Genomic DNA, 18,152 nt, shown 5'->3' with positions numbered 1-18,152 from the left:
CTTAAACTGCACGATATTGACTGAATGATAAAAAAGAAGGGATTCTTCCATGATCGCACGATTGATGACAGGGGCGGCAGCCCTAGCAGTGACGGCCGGTATGGCCGCGGCTGACTATACGCTGCATATCGTTCATATCAACGACCTACACAGCCGCATTGAGCCGATCAACAAATATGATTCCACCTGTAATGCGGAGGACAATGCTGAGGGTAAGTGCTTTGGCGGCTACGCGCGCGTGGCCACAAAGATTGCTGATTTGCGCGAACAGCTGGCGGGTGAGAATCTGCTGGTTTTGGATGCAGGCGACCAATATCAGGGCTCTCTGATGTACACGACCTATAAGGGTGACGTGGAAATCGAGCTGATGGAACAGGTCGGCTTTGACGCGATGGCAGTTGGCAACCACGAGTTTGACGACGGTCCCGAAGGTCTACTGAAGTTGGTTGAAGGTGTGTCCTTCCCGGTCATTTCAGGCAACTTGGACGTATCCCAATCCAATATTCTCGCAGGTAAAGTTGCCAACCACATCGTGTTGGATGTCGGAGGCGAAAAGGTTGCCATCATCTCCGCTTTGGCAACCGACACAGCGGAAACTTCCAGCCCCGGTGAATCGGTGATCTTCCAAGACGAGATCGAATCTCTGCAAGCTGATGTGGATGCGCTAACAGCCGAAGGCGTGACCAAGATCATCGCATTGAACCACGTGGGCGTGAACAAAGACATGGAGATTGCTGCCGCTGTATCTGGCGTTGATGCGGTTGTTGGTGGTCACTCCCACACAAAGTTCTCCAATACTGAGGAAGGCGCGATGGCCTATCCAACTATGGTTGGTAACGTGCCCGTGGTTCAGGCCTACGCTTATTCCAAATATGTTGGCCACCTGACCCTGACGTTTGATGATGCAGGCAATGTAACGTCTGCCACTGGCGACACCATTTTGTTGGATGCGTCCGTCGCAGAAGACGAGGCGATTGTTGCTCGTGTGGCCGAACTGGCTGGTCCAATCGAAGAGATGAAGACCCGTGTTGTTGCCTCGACATCTGACGTAATCGATGGCGATCGTGGCTCTTGCCGCGCTGGTGAATGTGCTATGGGCAACCTTGTTGCTGGTGCCATGCTGGACCGTGTGAAGGATCAAGGCGTTGAGATCGCGATCCAAAACGGCGGCGGTTTGCGCGCATCTATTGATGCTGGCGAAGTGACCATGGGTGAGGTGCTGACGGTGCTACCGTTTCAGAACACATTGTCGACTTTCGAAGTCTCCGGTGAAGCTATCGTGGCCGCATTGGAAAATGGCGTGAGCAAGCTTGAAGACGGCGCAGGTCGTTTCGCGCAAGTTGCGGGCATGTCCTACACCTTTGATGCCAACGCTGAAGTGGGCAGCCGCATCAGCGACGTTATGGTTGGCGATGCGCCGATTGATCTCGCCAAGGTCTATGGCGTTGTGTCCAACAACTATGTGCGCAATGGCGGTGACGGCTACAAAATGTTCCGCGACGCTCAGAATGCTTATGATTACGGCCCAGATCTCGCAGATGTAACGGCTGAGTATCTCGCTGAAAACGGTGCCGCCGCTGCGGCGCTGGATGGGCGTATCACGAAGAAGTAAGCGTTCAATCGCTTGACCTTTTAGGCCTCCGCCGGGAAACTGGCGGGGGTTTTTCTTTTGAGGCGCCTATGGATCGATCCACTGATCGACTTGATCAACCAAAAAATTCGCGATGCGGCAGAAGCTGGCGAGTTCGATAATTTGGCGGGGGCTGGTAAGCCTTTGCCCAGAGAGGATGATCCAGAAAATGCGCTTTTGAACCGGTTGATCAAAGAGAGTGGGGGGGCGCCAGAGTTTGTGTCGTTGTCGCGTGACATGGCTCGGCTGCGTGCAGAATTCCGGGAGGCTACGGACCGCACCAAGAGGCGCGATATCATGAAAGACATGTCGATGTTGGAGGCAAAAATCGATCTGGCTCGCAAGGCGTATCGCTGATGTGTGGACGCTATGCGATAACATTGCCTGATGATGCGATGGTACAGCTGTTTTCGGCTGCTCCAGCAAACAACTTACCAGATGTGCCTAACTATAACGTCTGTCCAACAACAGACATTCATGTGGTGACGGGGGATGCTGAGTTTGGGCGCCGTTTGGTGTCGATGCGTTGGGGATTTGTGCCCGAGTGGTACAAGACACCAACGGACGGTCCCTTGCTGATCAATGCTCGCAGCGAAACCATTGCGCAGAAGCCAGCGTTTCGCAATGCATGTCGCACGCGGCGCTGTTTGATCCCAGTCAGCGGGTTTTATGAATGGACCAAAGACAGTGATGGAACCCGTTGGCCTTGGTACATACACGCAGACCAAACTTTGGCGTTGGCCGGGGTTTGGCAGCGGTGGGGCAGCGAGGACAATCAGCTTTCAAGCTGTGCTGTTGTAACGACGGGCGCAAATGAGACCATGTCACAGGTGCATCATCGGATGCCGGTTGTGATTGACGAAGCGGATTGGGGACTTTGGTTGGGAGAGCAGGGGCATGGTGCGGCCACGCTGATGAAAGCTGCAGACGAGGAGCTGCTGTCGTTTCATCAGGTAGATCGTGCAGTGAATTCCAATCGCGCTTCGGGGGCGCAACTCATTGAAGTCGCTTAGTGATTTTTTGACACTTCGGTGATTTTCAAGAAATACGGTATAATCCTTCAGCCGCCACCGTATCGCTTCGCGGTTGGCGAACCGATCTGGGTTGGCAATGATAGCGATGACCTTTTTTGGAGAGTAACTCATGTCTCGTGCCCCCTACTATGCTCCGCAAGGTGGCTTACCGCCACAGACCCAGTTGTTGACCGATCGTGCGATGTTTACAGAGAGCTTTGCGGTGATACCAAAGGGCACGATGACCGATATCGTGACCTCCTACCTGCCATTTTGGGCGCAAACACGGGTTTGGGTTATTGCGCGGCCCATGAGTGGTTTCAGCGAGACGTTTTCGCACTACATTGCAGACGTTGCGCCTGGTGGCGGCAGCGACAAACCGGAACTTGAGATCTTGGCGCAAAGCGTCCTGTTTGTGGTTGAGGGCCAGGTGTCTGTGACTATTTCAGGCGTCGTGCATGTCTTGAATGAAGGCGGGTACGCGTTCCTGCCTGCGGGATGTGACTGGCAGTTGAAGAACACAACTGAAGCATCTGCGAAATTCCACTGGATCCGCAAAAAGTATCAATCGGTTGAGGGTATTGAGGCGCCAGAGCCCTTTGTCTCCAGTGATGCGGACACGCCGATCACCTACATGCCGGATACTGATGGAAAGTGGGGCACCACACGCTTTGTTGAACCTGATGACATGCGACACGATATGCATGTGAATGTCGTTACGTTTGAGCCCGGCGGTGTTATCCCATTTCTAGAAACGCATGTGATGGAGCACGGGCTTTACGTGCTCGAAGGCAAGGCGGTTTATAAACTCAATCAGGATTGGGTTGAAGTTGAAGCCGGAGACTACATGTGGCTGCGCGCCTTTTGTCCGCAGGCGTGTTACGCAGGTGGGCCAGGCAAATTTCGCTACCTTTTGTACAAAGATGTAAACCGCCATATGCCGCTTTAGGGCCAGAAGTCGCGACATGACGTAGCGGCGCTGGGGTAATGCGGCGCTGCAGCATCAAATGATAGCGATAACAACTGCGCTTGCAGGAAAAATCGGGCTGTTTTGGGGTGGCCATTGGCAGGGAAACCAAGTCAATTGGCCTCTCAGAGCCAGCTAGGATGTCATCGATGACAGAGCGCAAAACCAAAATTTTTATCAATGGATTTGGCCGCATCGGTCGAACCATTTTGCGGATTTTGGCTCGTGGCGATTTCCCCGACTTTGAGATTGTCGGGATCAACGATATCGAGCCGCTGGAGACCTGTGCTTACCTGTTTGAATATGACAGCGTGTATGGTGCATATCCCGGCCTTGTAGACGCGGCCGATGGAGAGCTGCGTGTCGATGGCAACGTGTTCCCATTCTACGCGGAACGTGACCTAAGCGCACTCAGCTTGGGTGATGTGGATGTTGTGTTGGAATGCACAGGGATGGCTGGTGCCAGAGCTGTCGCTGAGCGCGGGCTTGCCGCCGGGGCAAAGAAAGTTTTGATCTCAGGGCCTTCTGATGAAGCTGATCAAACGGTTGTTTTGGGCGCGAATGGCGAGCTTTTGGCGGATCAAAAGATCGTTTCCAACGCGTCGTGCACCACCAACGCGTTGGCACCGCTGCTGCGCGTGCTCGATGATGCGTTTGGCCTTATTAGCGGGCATATGACAACGGTGCATTGCTACACTGGAAGTCAGCCGACGGTGGACAAACCGCGCGGTGATTTGGCGCGCAGTCGTGCGGCGGCGCTGTCGATGGTGCCGACCACCACATCTGCACAGCGCATGATTGACAAGGTTTTGCCGCACCTCAAGGGACGGGTTGAGGCCCGCGCGGTGCGCGTGCCCACTGCAAGTGTTTCTGCGATCGATTTGACGATGCAGGCAGAGAAAAAGATGTCAATTGAGACGGTTAACGCGGTGATGAAGGCCGCAGCTGACCGTGACGGAATTCTGGGATGGACGCAAAAGCCATTGGTGTCGACAGACCTGCGGGCGCGTCCTGAATCCCTGATTGTGAGCGAGAGAGAGACCAGCGTTTCTGTAGGCGGGCTGTTGCGCGTGTTCGGCTGGTACGACAACGAATGGGGCTTTTCCAACCGCATGTTGGATATGGCACGAGTGATGGGGCGGCGGTGATGCGCCGAGCGAGGGGATTGGGAGATTAAGAATGACGAACACCAAGGACAATGACCGCGCGCGCGAGGCCGCGCTAAAGTATCACGAATTTCCAAAACCCGGCAAACTTGAGATTCGCGCCACCAAACCCATGACCACGGGTCGTGACCTGAGCCTTGCCTACAGTCCGGGCGTGGCAGAGGCTTGTCTCGAAATTGAGAAAAACCCAGCGGATGCAACGCGCTACACTGCCAAAGGCAATTTGGTCGCGGTAATTTCGAATGGTACGGCTGTCTTGGGGCTTGGAAATATTGGCGCTCAGGCGTCCAAGCCGGTGATGGAAGGGAAGGCGGTTCTGTTCAAGAAATTCGCCGGTATTGATTGTTTTGACATTGAGGTGAACGAATCTGATCCAGAGAAGCTGGCGGATTTGGTATGCCGTTTGGAACCCACATTTGGTGCGGTGAATCTCGAAGATATCAAGGCGCCTGATTGCTTCTTGGTTGAGCGGATTTGCAAAGAGCGCATGAACATTCCGGTGTTTCATGACGATCAACACGGCACCGCAATTGTGGCGGCTGCAGCTGCCTACAACGCGTTGATTGTGGCCAAGAAAAAAGTCGAAGAGATTAAGGTTGTTGCGCTGGGTGCAGGGGCTGCGGGCATCGCCTGTCTCAAGATGCTGATGACCATGGGGGTTCAGCACGAAAACATCCTGATGTTGGACAGCAAAGGCGTGGTGCACAAGCAGCGCAACGATTTGACCGCTGAAAAGGCGGAATTCGCGCAATCCACTGAAAAGCGGACCACAATGGAAGCCATGGAAGGTGCCGACCTTTTCCTTGGTGTGTCTGGTCCGGGCCTGTTGACCAAAGAGATGGTCGAGCAGATGGCAGACGATCCGATCATCTTTGCACTTGCCAATCCGACGCCTGAGATCATGCCTGAAGAAGCACGTGAAGCTGCGCCAGGCGCTTTGATCGCGACGGGGCGATCAGACTATCCAAACCAAGTGAACAACGTTCTGTGCTTCCCGTTTATTTTCCGTGGGGCTTTGGATGCTGGTGCAACCGAGATCAACGATGCGATGAAGCTGGCATGTGTTGAGGCGATTGCCAGTCTGGCACGCGAAACCACCAGCGCTGAAGTTGGGGTGGCTTACAAAGGTGAGACACTCACGTTTGGTCCTAACTATCTGATTCCGAAGCCATTTGATCCTCGTTTGTTGCCAACGATTGCAGTGGCTGTCGCCAAGGCGGCGATCGACTCTGGTGTCGCAACCAAAGATCTTGATCTGCATGCTTATGAAGACAAATTGCAGGCACAAGTGTTCCGGTCTTCGATGATTATGCGACCGGTGTATGAAGCGGCAAGCATGTCGCGTCGCCGGATCATTTTTGCGGAAGGTGAAGACGAGCGTGTGCTGCGCACGGCGCAGGCGATGTTGGAGGAGACTGTGGACACGCCGGTCTTGATTGGCCGTCCTGAAGTTGTTGAACATCGTCTTGAAAAGGCAGGGTTAAAAATCAAACCGGGCGTTGATTTTGAGCTGATCAACCCAGAGCAGGATGAGCGCTATCGAGAGTATTGGACGCATTATCACAGCAAGCTACGTCGTCAGGGTGTGAGCCCGGACAGCGCGCGGGCTATTATGCGAACCAACAGCACAGCAATTGCTGCCATTGCGGTGGATCGCGGAGATGCGGACAGCATGATTTGCGGCACCTTTGGAGAGTATCGCTGGCATCTGCGGTATGTGACGGAGCTGTTGCAAAACAAAGAGTTACACCCTGTGGGATCGCTGTCTCTGATCATTCTAGACAAAGGCCCGTTGTTCCTGGCGGACACGCATATTCATATCGAGCCGACCTCTGAACAGGTGGCGGAAACTGTGATTGCAGCGGCGCGTCACGTGCGCCGATTTGGCGTCGCTCCCAAAATTGCGCTGTGCTCGGGGAGCCAGTTTGGCAACCTTGATAGCCGGTCTGGTCGGGTGATGCGTGGGGCGCTGGAGTTGTTGGACCAGAACGAGCATGACTTTGAATATGAAGGAGAAATGCACACCGATGCTGCGCTTGATCCTGAGCTTCGGGACCGTTTGTTCCCCGGTGGGCGTTTGAGTGGAAAGGCCAATGTGTTGGTCTACTCCAACACAGATGCTGCTGGCGCGACGCGTAACATCTTGAAATCAGTGGCAGATGGGCTTGAAGTTGGGCCAATCCTAATGGGAATGGGCAACCGGGCGCATATCGTAACTCCATCGATCACTGTGCGTGGGCTTCTCAATATTGCAGCGCTTGCTGGGACGGCTGTGTCGACCTACGGCTGAGCCGGCTTTTGGACCTGAAAACAGCCCCCGTTAACCAGTTTTGGCGGGGGCTGTTTTGCGTCTGTATCACGTCAGTATTGCGTCTGCGCCAAAATGTGGGCGCCGAGGCGCGTTAACCTTTGCGCGACTAGAGCGGCCAGAACAGCAGGATCGCAGGGATCGACACAGCAACCACCAAGATTTCGAGGGGCAGCCCCATGCGCCAGTAGTCGCCAAAGCTGTAGCCGCCGGGCCCTAGGATCAGCGTGTTGTTCTTATGCCCGATCGGGGTGAGAAATGCCGAGGAGGCAGCAACCGCAACCGCCATAAGGAAAGGGTCGGCGGAAACGCCAAGGCTTTGCGCCATTTGAATGCCAACAGGGGCGGCGACAATGGTGGTGGCGGTGTTGTTGAGCACATCGCTGAGCGTCATGGTCACCAGCATCAAAACAGTGAGCACTGCCCAAGCCGGGAAACCAGCTGTCAGATCGACAAGGCCATTGGCGATCAGCGCGGTGCCCCCTGAGCTGTCGAGGGCTGCGCCAAGCGGGATCATGGAGCCTAAGAGCACAACCACGGGCCACTCCACATGGGTGTAAAGCTCATTTATGGGCACAATATTGGCAAGCACATAAGCAACCACCACCAATCCAAGCGCGATGGGCAGGTAGATCAAACCAAAAGACGCGGCGGTCACCGCGCCCACAAACAAACCGATGGCCAGCCACATCTTGCTGTTGGCGGTCACCACCAAGCCCCTGTCGGCCAGCGGCAGACACCCAAGCCAGTCGGTAACATCGGGGCCGCGGTCTTTGTGCACAAGGATCAAGAGGATGTCGCCGGGCTGCACCACGGTTTTACGGATTTGACTGTGGATGCGGCGGCCTTCACGGGAGATGCCCATGAGCACGGCCCCTTGTCGCCACGCCAGCCCCAGAGCCTGTGCCGTACGACCGGTGATACGTGCGTTTTCTGTGACGACAACTTCGATGATATCCAGCCCGTCTCCGGCCGCTTTGAGGTGTTCCTCGCGCTTCTCATCAGAAAAATTCAGGGACAGTGCGGTGCGAAATTCATCCAATGCATCAGGTGTGGCCTCAAGCACCAGCGCGTCCCCCTCGCGCAGCACATTGGTGCGCGCGGAGCCGTAGAGCCGTTTGCCATCCCGCATTAGCCCCAGGATTTGGACATCCGCCTCTTCGGCGTCTGGTTCCAGTTCGCCCAGACGTTTGCCGATCAGCTTGCTCTCGGTGGGAATGGTCAGCTCGGCGATGTATTGACCAAGGTCGGACACTTTTTTACCGGCGTCTTCGCGATCAGGAATAAAGCGCCAACCGATCAGCGCCACAAAGGCAAGGCCGACAATCGCGGTGATGCCGCCAACCGGGGCGAAGTCAAACATCTTAAATGGCTCGCCAAGGGCGTCTTCGCGGATGGAGGCGATGATGATGTTGGGCGGCGTGCCGATCAACGTGGCCATGCCGCCAAGGATGGTCGCAAAGGACAGTGGCATCAGAGATTTGGCCGGGCTGCGGCCTGCTTTGCGCGCGGTCTGGATGTCCACGGGCATCAGCAGGGCGAGGGCGGCAACGTTGTTCATGAAAGCTGAGAGCACGGCCCCAATCGCCCCGATGATGCCGATATGGGTGCCCAACTTGCGGGTGCTGTCCACCAAGGTGCGGGTGATCAGAAACACCGCGCCGGAGCGCACAAGACCGGCGGAGACGATCAGCACCAGCGCCACGATCAGCGTGGCGGGATGCCCAAAACCCGCAAAGGCGTCTTTGGTCGGGACCACGCCAAGAACGACACCGAGCATAAGGGCGGTGAACGCAACCAAGTCATAGCGAAAGCGCCCCCAGAGCAGCATGACAAAAACGCCGCCAAACAGGCTGAAAAGGATAATCTGATCGGTGGTCATAAGGGGCGGCCTGTTGTGAATTGGTTTGTGGAGAGTCAACCGCAGGGCGCTTTGAAACGCAAGCGGCTTGCGGCCTTTGGCTGCTCTGACGTATAGAGACCCCTGACACCACATAGAGCCAAGACATTCCCGGAGGCGAACCATGGCCGGCCATAGTAAATGGGCAAACATTCAGCACCGCAAAGGGCGCCAAGACGCTGCGCGGTCCAAGCTGTTTTCGAAACTTTCCAAAGAGATCACCGTTGCCGCCAAGATGGGCGACCCCGATCCAGAGAAGAACCCGCGCCTGCGGTTGGCGGTGAAAGAAGCCAAGAGCCAATCGGTGCCCAAAGACGTGATCGACCGCGCGATTAAGAAATCGGTTGCGGGTGAGGGCGATGACTATGAAGAGATCCGCTATGAGGGTTATGGCCCCAATGGCGTGGCGGTGATTGTCGAAACCATGACGGACAACCGCAACCGGACGGCCTCGACGGTGCGCTCGACCTTCACCAAAAGCGGTGGCAACCTTGGCGAGACTGGCTCGGTTGGGTTCATGTTTGACCGCAAAGGTGAGGTGACCTATCCGGCGACTGTTGGCGATGCGGACACGGTTTTTGAAGCGGCAATTGAAGCCGGTGCCGAGGATGTGGAGAGCTCTGAAGATGGGCACATCATCTGGTGCGAAGACACCGATCTGAATGACGTGTCCAATGCGCTGGAAGCGGCATTGGGTGAGTCTGACAGCACCAAGCTGGTGTGGAAGCCAACCACCACCACAGAGCTTGATCTGGAAGGTATGCAGAAGCTCATGCGGCTGATTGATGCGCTGGAAGATGACGACGACGTGCAGCGTGTCACCGCGAACTTTGAGGCGTCTGACGAGGTCATGGAACAGCTTTAAGCGCTGGTTTCTGTTTGTTTTTGAAGAGGGCGTGCTGTCTTGGCGCGCCCTTTTTGTGTGTCCGTTTGTTTGCCCGCGCGTAGGCGTGCGGCGGGTAAGCCAAGAAACAGCTGTGCGGCCACGGGGCTGCGGACGATCATGTGTTGCAAGAGAACAGGGCCGATCATGCCGATTGCCACACCCAAAAGTGTCACGGCCCAGATGTTGCCCGGGCTGGCCAACGCCCACCAAGTGTGTGTGACCGCGGCGGTGAAGAAGACGTGAAACAAGTAAATGGCGTAGGCATTTGTGCCAACGCGGGCAAGCCGCGCAGAATGCGGCCGCAGCATCAGCAAGCCGAAGCAGGCTGAGGCACCGAGAGCGATGGCCAAAAGTCGACGGGGCGTTCCGGTGAGGATCAGCTCATGGGTCGCAAGGCGCCAGCCAACGTAAAGGCCTATGGCGAGCAGGAGCCCGCCTGCGGGCCGTGCCCAAGGGGCCGTGCTCAGGGAAAGGCGCAGGTGCGGGGTTTGACTCACCAGATAGCCGGACATGAAGAAGGGCAGTAAGAAAGCGGCGTTGGTGATCGAAAACCAGTTGGTTTGGGGCAGAGGCAACAGTCCCAGTCCCCACCAAAGCACCCCGATCACCGCAAGTCCGGCGGCGATTTTGCGGTGATGCGCGCCGCCCAGCACACAGGTGATCAGCACAGCGGCGGTCATGATCAGAAAGCTGGCCTGTAAGAACCAGAAATGCGCGAAGCTGCTGACATAGATCATTGGCAAGGGAATCTGATCGGTGTTCACCAGTTGGCGGGCGCACCAAAACACGGTGGCAACCGAGGCCATGGGCAAGAGCAGGCGGCGGGCCTTTTTGCGGATGGTGAGACGTGCATCAGGCCAAAGGCCGGTGACACGCACAAACACCATGCCGGAAATGAAGCTGAAAATCGGCATGCGCATGTCTTCGGTGGTATGGCTGAGCAGGCTGATCGGGTGATCCAGCGGAAGTTCCAGGCCATGGCTTGGCGAAATACCCACCATATGGTGCAAGACGAGGATCACACAGACGATGGCGCGCAGGGTGTCGATCTCGGCGCGCTGCGCCAGGATTGATGCCTTGAGCTGTGGCTGTGCGGACGTCATCTTTGGGTCGCTCCGTGGGAAAGCGCTGAGGATGTGTCTTGAATGGCGTAAGCCTATCACAGCTTAGAGGTTTTTAGGGAACAGTCGGAATCGCCAAAAAATGGTGTGGCGAAAGGGTCACTTCAGATGGCTTTGTGCCACGCGCCGCACCGCTTTGGTGAGCGGTGCCAGAGCCGGGGCCAAGAGACGGCTGGATTGCCAGAAGAGCGGGGTCTCGTATGGTGTGTTTTCCAGCAATGGCACCAATGCGCCGCTGGCCAGATGGGAGCGGATCAGGGGCTCAGGGTTCATCCCCCAACCGAGGCCAAGCAGAGAGGCCTCCACAAAACCGGTGGCGGAGGGAAGGCGGTGGCTGGGCGGCGTGGTGGTGACGCCGAGGTTCTGAGACGTCCAGATATGTTGCAGGCGGTCTTTGGCATCAAAGATCAACACCGGGGCCTGTGCGATTGCCTCTGCGGTCACACCATGGGGGAAATGGCGCGCCATATAGGCTGGGCTGGCAGAGGCAACATAGCCCATCGGGCCAAGGGACAGGCTGTCGCAGCCAGAAATGGGTGCTTCATGCGCGGTGACGGCGGCGATCACCTCACCGCGGCGCAACCAATCGGCGGAGAAGTCCTGATCGTCGATCACCAAATCAAACAACACATCAGGCACCTCGGCCACGGCTTTGAGAAACCACGTGGCGAGACTGTCTGCTGTGACCGCGATGCGCAGACGGGCGGTGCGCGGCGAGAGTTTTGAGAGATCACGCGCAAGGGCGCCTTCCAGCAGGCCAACCTGATCCAGATGTGCAGCCAAGCGGCGCCCGGTTTCCGTACCCTGACAGGGGGTTCCGCGCAGCACCAAAGGCATGCCCACGCGCTCCTCAAGCATTTTAAGACGTTGAGAGATCGCAGATTGCGTAACGCCCAATGCACCGGCTGCGCCCTCAAAACTGCCGGTCCGCAAGATGGCGGCAAGGGCTGCGAGATGGGCATAGTCGAGGGTCATTGCGGTTTTGCCGGAGTGACATGGGTGGGGCACACCTGAGGCCGTTGCGCAAAGTCGGTTTCATAGACCTCAATCCATGTGCTGGCCTGTTCGGGACTGAGACCCAAATTGCGTGCCAGCTTGATCGTGAGGGAATATGTTGTGCGATTGGGATGGAGTTTTCGCAGCGTTTCAATGTGACGTAGCCGCGCCGTCGGAAACTGTTCCAGAAACGGCGCCATGTCTTCAAGCGCCATATTGTAGTGAAAGGCCAAAGCCTTTCGCAGGAACATTTCGTCATAGCCCTGTGCCTCCAAACGCCTGCAATAGGTCATTTTGGTTTCTCGAGACTCTGGCGGCAGCTTTTTGAAGTCAATCAGCGTCATAAGAAGTTCTAATGTTTGTTCAGATGTTTTAATTTGAGTAATTGGTTTTGGGGCTCTAGTCAAATCCACAAGCGGTTGTCTCGCTTGCATGGAGAATTTGATGGACTTAAGTGTTTTGGGCCCGGCCACGGCAGGCTTTGCATTGGGATTTTCGCTGATCATGGCGATTGGTGCGCAGAATGCATTTGTATTGCGCCAAGGGCTGCGCGGTGAATACGTTTTGCCGTTGGTGCTGACATGCGCGATCTCAGATGCCATTCTGATTACGCTAGGTGTTGCTGGCTTTGGCGCACTCATTTCCGCCAATCCAACGTTGCTGACTTGGGTACGGTTTGCGGGGGCGGCTTTCCTGATTGTCTACGGCGCGATGAACTTCCGCGCGGCGCTAAGAGGTGGAGATGCTCTTGCTGACAAAGGGGGGACAGCGGGCAGTTTGAGCGCTGCGGTCATGACCTGTGTGATGCTGACATGGGCCAATCCTCATGTGTATTTGGACACAGTGGTTTTGCTGGGGGGGATTTCTGCGCAATACAGCCCTGCTTGGGCTTTTGGTATGGGCGCTGTGATCGCGAGTTTTGCGTTCTTTTTCACGCTAGGGTTTGGAGCGCGGCTGTTACGACCCTTTTTCACCAATCCGCGTGCGTGGCAGATTTTGGATGTGGTGGTGGGGATCACCATGTGGGCGATTGCGGCGAAGTTGATCTTTGGCATGTGAGCTTGGCAAACGGGCTCCGGCGTAGAGGTGCACAGAACCTGTGCGTGGCGCGGGGTTTGGCGGGGGGGCGATTTGCTCCTAAGTTGGGGGCAAGTCAATTCCCAAGGAGGAACATGCCATGAGCTGGAACCCGATGCTTGAACCGACCATGCCGGATGCGACGTCGTTGGAGTCGATTGAGACGGTGATCGTGCCGCGGTCTCGCGACTTGGGCGGGTTTTCGGTGCGCCGGGCGTTGCCTGCTCCAAAGAGACAAATGGTTGGCCCATTCATTTTCTTTGATGAAATGGGCCCCGCTGAGTTTCTGACCGGGCAGGGCATTGACGTGCGTCCTCACCCGCACATCGGTCTCGGCACGGTGACTTATCTTTATCGGGGAGAGTTTGAGCACCGAGACAGTCTTGGCACGCATCAAATGATCTATCCGGGTGAAGTGAACTGGATGGTGGCCGGAAACGGCGTGACACATTCAGAACGTACCAGCGAGATGACACGCAAGACGCCGAGCTCGCTGTTTGGCATTCAGACCTGGATCGCGTTGCCGGAAGATCGAGAGGATGATCCGGCCATGTTTGAACATCATGGCAAAGAGGCGCTGCCGGTCCTGGAGGGAGAAGGCAAAGAAGTGCGCCTAATCCTTGGAGATGCTTGGGGGGCAAAAACACCGGTGAGCATGTTGTCAGAGACGTTTTATGCGGATGTGCTGTTGCAGCCGGGGGCCAAGCTGCCGATGCCGGACAACCACGAGGATCGCGGTCTGTATGTGGTGCAAGGGGCCGTTGAGATTGCAGGTGACGTGTTTGAGGTGGGGCAAATGGTGGTGTTTCGACCCGGTGACGCCATCACCGTTACGGCTGGTCCCCAGGGCGCACGCTTGATGGCGCTGGGTGGCGCGACGATGAACGGGCCACGCTACATTTCGTGGAATTTTGTCAGCTCCAGTAAAGAAAAGATTGAGGCCGCGAAGGCAGATTGGGCCGCTGGAGATTGGGCGCATGGGCGGTTTCAGCTTCCGCCGGGTGACACAGAAGAGTTCATTCCGCTGCCGTGATGAAACAAGATGTTTAACCTGTTTCCTATCTCGACTCTTCATCTGGCGCATGTCTATGTGGCGGCATGACAGATGCGCGTGAATTTGGCCCGTTAAAGGGTGTGTTTTGGATGTTGGTTACGGGCGTGTGCTTTGTGGCTGTGACCGCGCTTGTGAAGATGGTGGGCCCAAGGTTGCCCGCTGCCGAAACCGCGTTTCTGCGCTATGCGCTGGGCATTGTGTTTCTGATCCCGATGATCCGCCCGATTTTGAAAGCCAAGCTGACAAAGCGACAATTGGGGTTGTTCACCTTGCGTGGTGTTTTGCACACCGGCGCGGTGGTGTTGTGGTTCTTTGCCATGGCGCGCATTCCGATCGCCGAGGTGACGGCGATGAATTACCTGTCACCGGTCTATGTGACGATTGGCGCTGCGTTGTTTTTGGGCGAAACTTTTGCATTGCGACGCATTGCAGCCGTGGTGTTGGCCTTGATTGGTGTGGCGATCATTTTACGTCCCGGATTTCGCGAGTTGAGCCCGGGCCATTTTGCGATGTTGTTCACAGCCCTGGGATTTGCCGGTGGGTATCTGATTGCCAAGGTGCTCAGCGAAGAAGTGAGCCCGACGGTGGTGGTCGGCATGTTGTCAGTGACCGTCACCATCGGACTGGCGCCCTTGGCATTTGCAGTGTGGGTCACGCCGACGTTTGAAGAACTGGTGATCCTATTTGGCGTGGCCTGTTTTGCGACGGCGGGTCACTACACCATGACATTGGCCTTTGCCGCCGCACCTGTAACCGTGACCCAACCTGTGAGTTTCTTGCAGATGGTTTGGGCGGTGCTTTTAGGGTGGCTGGCCTTTGGAGAGCAGCCAGACGTCTGGGTGCTGGTCGGGGCGTTGATCATCATTGCGTCCATCAGTTTTATCACGTGGCGGGAGGCAGTTTTGAAGCGACGCCAGATCACACCTTTGGTTGGGCAAACCAAGCTCTGAACTTCGTGTGCGACCAATCAGGTGTCGCCTTTGAGATTGTCCTATGTGGCGTGCTGCGCCTAGTGTCGCGCAGCAGCCTTAGGAGGATCCCCAGTGACACAGCCAAACATTCTTATTTTTATGGTGGATCAACTCAATGGCACGTTGTTTCCTGATGGGCCTGCGGACTGGCTACATGCGCCCAACCTGAAAAAGTTGGCAGCGCGGTCGACGCGGTTTCAGAATGCCTATACCGCCAGCCCGTTGTGTGCGCCTGGGCGGGCCTCGTTTATGACCGGCCAGCTTCCCAGCGATACGCGGGTGTATGACAACGCTGCCGAGTTTGCTTCGTCGATCCCGACCTATGCGCACCATCTGAGGCGGGCGGGGTATCAAACCTGCCTGTCAGGCAAAATGCACTTTGTCGGCCCAGATCAGTTGCATGGGTTTGAGGAGCGTTTGACCACGGATATTTACCCGCCAGATTTTGGCTGGACGCCAGACTATCGCAAACCCGGTGAGCGCATTGAGTGGTGGTATCACAACATGGGCAGTGTGACCGGCGCGGGGGTGGCTGAGATTTCCAACCAGATGGAGTATGACGACGAGGTGGCCTATCACGCGACGCGCAAAATCTATGATCTGGCGCGTGGAGGGGATGCGCGACCTTGGTGTTTGACGGTGAGTTTCACGCATCCGCATGATCCTTACGTGGCGCGCAAGAAGTATTGGGATCTATACGAAGATTGCGATCACTTGCTGCCTGAGGTGGGCGCGATCCCCTATAAAGAGCAAGACGCCCATTCCAAGCGTATTTTTGATGCCAATGATTGGCGCAGTTTCGACATCGGTGAGGAAGACGTCCGCAGATCACGCCGTGCCTATTTTGCCAACATAAGTTATCTGGATGACAAAATTGGCGAGGTGATGGAGGCGCTGGAGGCCACGCGGCAGGACGCAATTATCCTGTTTGTCAGCGATCACGGCGACATGCTGGGCGCGCGGGGGTTATGGTTCAAGATGAGCTTTTATGAGGGATCCAGTCGCGTGCCGATGATGGTGGCAGCCCCCTCAATGAAGCCGGGTTTGATCACAACGCCGGTGAGCAACATCGACGTGTGTCCAACGCTGTGTGAGTTGGCCGGGGTGAGCATGGAGGAGGTGATGCCTTGGACCACAGGGGAAAGCCTCGTGCATCTCGGACAGGGCGGAGAGCGGACCACGCCTGTGGCGATGGAATATGCGGCGGAGGCGTCTTATGCGCCGATGGTGTCGCTGCGCTATGGCAGGTGGAAGTATACACGCTGTGCGCTTGATCCTGACCAATTGTTTGATCTGGAGGCGGACCCGCATGAATTGACCAATCTGGCCGATGTGCCCGCGCACCAAGGGACGGTACAAACCCTGCGCGCCAAATCCGAGGCGCGGTGGGATCTCGCGGTCTTTGATGCGGCTGTGCGCGAAAGTCAGGCACGGCGCTGGGTTGTGTATGAGGCGTTGCGGCAGGGTGGGTATTTCCCATGGGACTATCAACCTTTGCAAAAGGCTTCAGAGCGCTACATGCGCAATCATATGGATTTGAACGAGGTTGAAGAAAACCAGCGGTTCCCACGCGGAGAGTGAGGCCGCACACGGGGAAGTGGAATGTTAAGGCTTCTCTGGTTAGGCTGCGGCGCAAGAGTGAGAGGACAGCTTTATGATTTTGAGAACAATGGCTTTGACTGGCGCTTTCGCGGCGTTGACAGGTGTTTGTCACGCGCAGATGTATATCGACACCGGCATCGAGAGCGGCACCTACGGCGAACCACTTGAGGATGTGGCGCTGATCCAGGGCTGTATTTTTGAGCAGGAAGTGCCGAGTTGTGAGCTGTCCAGCAATGGCTTCACTTATTGGGTCAATTGGGAGTCTCCGACGCCGGGGTATGTGGTGGAAGCCATGGGAGCGTTATATGTGAATGCTCCCTTGTGGATACGCGCCGACATTGTCGATATGGGCGACATAAACGCGGAGCTGGCTGTGCTGGCGATGCGGCATGATCCGGCCCTAGATCGGTTTGCGGAAATACGCATGAACCTGCAGGGCGATTGGGTGTTTGCTGGAGATCCGGCCTATACGTCCAGTGTGTGGGGCGATCGGGTCACAGAGGAGGTCAACGGTGACTTCTCGTCTGAGTATCAACTGCAATTGGCGGACAGCTGTGATGCGTCTGGCGGACAGGGGCCGGTGATGATTGCACATATCGACCCGTGGACCGAGCCGCCTTGCATGATTTTGGAATCGGTCACGTCAGACAAGATGATCATGCAGATCGCCGGTGGCGATGGCACATTTTACAAATATGTGCGGCCTTGATCTGTCAAATCTCAGAGGGCAGTGCTGTCAGCGGCCAAATTCTTAGGCTTCGTTGGCGCGCAACATCAAATTGGTAACCTCCCGCGCCTCGGCGCGGGCTTGGGCCGCATCAAGCGGCGCATCAGATTGCGCCGCTTCCAGCCAAACCCCGTCCATATAACATTGTAGCGCTTCACGCAGGGTTTCGCGACGGTCCTCCGGCACCAGAGCACGCAACTCGGCACGGACATGAGCGGTGACACGGGAGCGGTTGATGCGGTGCAACCTTTGCAGGCTTTCTGCATAAGGAGCATTCGCCCAAAATTGCATCCAGATTGAGCATTGCTCGTTGGTGAAAAGCCGGTCAGCGAAGTTCGCGTCGAGCACGGCCATCAGCCGATCATGCGGGGTTTTTGCCGTCGCATACCGTTCTAGCATGGCATCTTTGAGCAGAGTCAGCAGGCGGCGCATTGTTGCCTCCATCAGCTTCTCTTTGGAGCCAAAATAGTAGTTGATTGACGCAGCAGAAGCTCCGGCTTCGGCCGCAATTTCAGCCATCGTTACAATAGCATATCCGCGCTTGTGCACCGCCGTGATGGTGGCGGTGATCAGTTCTTCATGTCGTATGTCGCGGATGCGTGTTCTGCCCATGATGCCACTTTAGCGTGCTCGCAGCCGGGGGCAATGTTGTTGTATAAATAAAAAAATGAAATGCTCATTTAAAAAATGGGCGACCGGTGTTACTCTACGATCCGACCCAAGAATCCGCGCGC

At 56.2% G+C, this 18,152-nt stretch carries 17 protein-coding genes; 12 read left to right on the top strand and 5 right to left on the bottom strand.

Annotation, left to right across the window (positions count from 1 at the left end; translation table 11 throughout):
* The first annotated feature begins 49 nt into the window (after window positions 1-49).
* The 6 genes from ABWV47_RS19120 (at window position 50) to ABWV47_RS19095 (ending at window position 7,066) form a co-directional block, all read left to right on the top strand.
* Window positions 50-1,612, top strand: coding sequence for a bifunctional metallophosphatase/5'-nucleotidase (locus ABWV47_RS19120; RefSeq protein ID WP_353314839.1), 1,563 nt, complete (start codon window positions 50-52; stop codon window positions 1,610-1,612).
* Between the two features lie 57 nt (window positions 1,613-1,669).
* Window positions 1,670-1,987: a DnaJ family domain-containing protein gene (locus ABWV47_RS19115; protein WP_502959723.1), complete on the top strand. Its 318-nt coding sequence runs from the start codon at window positions 1,670-1,672 to the stop codon at window positions 1,985-1,987.
* Window positions 1,987-2,643: an SOS response-associated peptidase gene (locus ABWV47_RS19110; protein WP_353314837.1), complete on the top strand. Its 657-nt coding sequence runs from the start codon at window positions 1,987-1,989 to the stop codon at window positions 2,641-2,643. Before ABWV47_RS19115 ends, ABWV47_RS19110 begins: the two co-directional genes overlap by 1 nt.
* 130 nt (window positions 2,644-2,773) lie before the next feature.
* Window positions 2,774-3,592, top strand: coding sequence for a bifunctional allantoicase/(S)-ureidoglycine aminohydrolase (locus ABWV47_RS19105; RefSeq protein WP_353314835.1), 819 nt, complete (start codon window positions 2,774-2,776; stop codon window positions 3,590-3,592).
* A 167-nt stretch (window positions 3,593-3,759) separates the two neighbouring features.
* Window positions 3,760-4,758, top strand: a complete 999-nt coding sequence (locus ABWV47_RS19100) for a type I glyceraldehyde-3-phosphate dehydrogenase (RefSeq protein WP_353314833.1) — start codon at window positions 3,760-3,762, stop codon at window positions 4,756-4,758.
* Window positions 4,759-4,789: 31 nt separating this feature from the next.
* On the top strand, window positions 4,790-7,066 hold the full coding sequence (locus tag ABWV47_RS19095; protein ID WP_353314831.1) for an NADP-dependent malic enzyme: 2,277 nt from the start codon (window positions 4,790-4,792) through the stop codon (window positions 7,064-7,066).
* Between the two features lie 127 nt (window positions 7,067-7,193).
* Here the strand turns inward: ABWV47_RS19095 and ABWV47_RS19090 are convergent, their stop codons facing one another.
* Complete coding sequence (locus ABWV47_RS19090; RefSeq protein ID WP_353314829.1) at window positions 7,194-8,966, bottom strand: SLC13 family permease; 1,773 nt, start codon at window positions 8,964-8,966, stop codon at window positions 7,194-7,196.
* A gap of 142 nt (window positions 8,967-9,108) precedes the next feature.
* Here ABWV47_RS19090 and ABWV47_RS19085 point away from each other — a divergent pair, with 142 nt between their 5' ends.
* On the top strand, window positions 9,109-9,849 hold the full coding sequence (locus tag ABWV47_RS19085; protein WP_353314827.1) for a YebC/PmpR family DNA-binding transcriptional regulator: 741 nt from the start codon (window positions 9,109-9,111) through the stop codon (window positions 9,847-9,849).
* On the opposite strand, the gene ABWV47_RS19080 is transcribed toward ABWV47_RS19085, so the two are convergent.
* The 3 genes from ABWV47_RS19080 to ABWV47_RS19070 form a co-directional block, all read right to left on the bottom strand.
* Window positions 9,846-10,973, bottom strand: a complete 1,128-nt coding sequence (locus ABWV47_RS19080) for an acyltransferase family protein (RefSeq protein ID WP_353314825.1) — start codon at window positions 10,971-10,973, stop codon at window positions 9,846-9,848. The genes ABWV47_RS19085 and ABWV47_RS19080 overlap by 4 nt on opposite strands.
* Window positions 10,974-11,090: 117 nt before the next feature.
* Window positions 11,091-11,966: a LysR family transcriptional regulator ArgP gene (locus ABWV47_RS19075; RefSeq protein ID WP_353314823.1), complete on the bottom strand. Its 876-nt coding sequence runs from the start codon at window positions 11,964-11,966 to the stop codon at window positions 11,091-11,093.
* The gene (locus ABWV47_RS19070) at window positions 11,963-12,331 is read right to left on the bottom strand and encodes a hypothetical protein (protein WP_353314821.1); all 369 of its coding nucleotides are present in this window, start codon (window positions 12,329-12,331) and stop codon (window positions 11,963-11,965) included. Before ABWV47_RS19070 ends, ABWV47_RS19075 begins: the two co-directional genes overlap by 4 nt.
* Before the next feature lie 100 nt (window positions 12,332-12,431).
* Between ABWV47_RS19070 and ABWV47_RS19065 the strand changes: the two genes are divergently transcribed.
* The 5 genes from ABWV47_RS19065 (at window position 12,432) to ABWV47_RS19045 (ending at window position 17,400) form a co-directional block, all read left to right on the top strand.
* Window positions 12,432-13,046, top strand: a complete 615-nt coding sequence (locus tag ABWV47_RS19065; protein ID WP_353314819.1) for a LysE/ArgO family amino acid transporter — start codon at window positions 12,432-12,434, stop codon at window positions 13,044-13,046.
* A gap of 118 nt (window positions 13,047-13,164) precedes the next feature.
* On the top strand, window positions 13,165-14,097 hold the full coding sequence (locus tag ABWV47_RS19060; RefSeq protein ID WP_353314817.1) for a pirin family protein: 933 nt from the start codon (window positions 13,165-13,167) through the stop codon (window positions 14,095-14,097).
* A 65-nt stretch (window positions 14,098-14,162) separates the two neighbouring features.
* Entirely contained in the window at window positions 14,163-15,068 is a 906-nt protein-coding gene (locus ABWV47_RS19055) for a DMT family transporter (RefSeq protein WP_353314815.1), read from the top strand.
* A 93-nt stretch (window positions 15,069-15,161) separates the two neighbouring features.
* The gene (gene betC, locus ABWV47_RS19050; protein WP_353314813.1) at window positions 15,162-16,670 is read left to right on the top strand and encodes a choline-sulfatase; all 1,509 of its coding nucleotides are present in this window, start codon (window positions 15,162-15,164) and stop codon (window positions 16,668-16,670) included.
* Window positions 16,671-16,743: 73 nt separating this feature from the next.
* Window positions 16,744-17,400, top strand: coding sequence for a hypothetical protein (locus tag ABWV47_RS19045; protein WP_353314811.1), 657 nt, complete (start codon window positions 16,744-16,746; stop codon window positions 17,398-17,400).
* A 42-nt stretch (window positions 17,401-17,442) separates the two neighbouring features.
* Here ABWV47_RS19045 and betI read toward each other — a convergent pair whose 3' ends face one another.
* Window positions 17,443-18,030 (bottom strand): choline-binding transcriptional repressor BetI, encoded by a 588-nt coding sequence (betI, locus tag ABWV47_RS19040; RefSeq protein ID WP_353314809.1) that lies wholly within the window; start codon window positions 18,028-18,030, stop codon window positions 17,443-17,445.
* Window positions 18,031-18,152: the final 122 nt, after the last annotated feature.

Origin of the sequence: Shimia sp. NS0008-38b, assembly GCF_040370365.1 — a bacterium.
Lineage (GTDB): Bacteria > Pseudomonadota > Alphaproteobacteria > Rhodobacterales > Rhodobacteraceae > Shimia.
Note: the sequence above shows the minus strand (reverse complement) of the source record. Positions and strands in the feature narration are given on the sequence as shown.